This is a genomic window from Xenorhabdus sp. TS4 (assembly GCF_014467265.1).
In the GTDB taxonomy this organism is placed as follows: domain Bacteria; phylum Pseudomonadota; class Gammaproteobacteria; order Enterobacterales; family Enterobacteriaceae; genus Xenorhabdus; species Xenorhabdus ehlersii.
The window spans coordinates 1-787 of record NZ_NKHQ01000104.1 but is presented as its reverse complement, the minus strand read 5'-3'; the positions used below and the strand labels follow the sequence as shown (position 1 = coordinate 787).

Genomic DNA, 787 nt, shown 5'->3' with positions numbered 1-787 from the left:
GGTCGTGACTCCAATGGTTAGATTGTCCTATAAAGAATAGTATTCCCGTTCGATGAAAGTCCCTATCACTTTATCGTGCATCTCCTCTGATTTGGAATAACCTATCGTCCTTCGATTCAGTCTTTTTAAACGTGTACGTAATGTCAGATTGGTTCTTTCTATACGTTGGGTATAATGTTTTCCAACAATATGTTTTTCTTCAGGCAGTCGGTTGTAAGGTGCATAATCATCCGTACAGTAAAACCGGACATTAAAAGGGGATAATAACTCAAGGAGTTTGCGTAAAGTCGCCGTACTGCGATCACCCAAAACATGTGCCACGACTCGCTTGAGGCGAGGCTCCCAAGCATACCAGAGCCAGCGTTGATTCTTTTTACTTCTCACAAATGACCATTGCTCATCAACTTCACAGATAAGCTGGACTTCATTTCCCTCAAGAGTAAGGTTGGTCACATTTTTCGGGGAGAGTTTTTTAACGTGCGAATGACGGTGTTAATCCCTATCTTCAGTACACGAGCGGTATCACGAACACCGGAGTTATTCACTGCCATATCAATAATTTGCTCTTTCACGCCGGGATAACAGGCTTGATAGGCATAGTTCAGTTGAAAGGTTTTACGGCAGGCATAGCAGTGATAGCGGGGATGACCAGTACGTCCTTTTCCATGCCCTTTAACCTCGTCTGTTTTATGACAGTAACGACAAACCACATCCACTTTAGCCATCTCTCACTCCATAATAAAAAGCAGGGAGTTTATCACAATATCTAATCATTGAGAGCGTGACC

Annotated in this window: 1 protein-coding gene; it reads right to left on the bottom strand. The window is 42.9% G+C overall.

Going from position 1 to position 787, the window contains the following annotated elements:
* Positions 1-27: 27 nt before the first annotated feature.
* Positions 28-725, bottom strand: a protein-coding gene (locus Xets_RS19400; RefSeq protein ID WP_187652379.1) for an IS1 family transposase whose coding sequence is annotated in 2 segments (ribosomal slippage) — positions 28-476 and positions 476-725 — 699 coding nt in all. Because the reading frame shifts where the segments join, the coding sequence is not laid out codon by codon here.
* Positions 726-787: the final 62 nt, after the last annotated feature.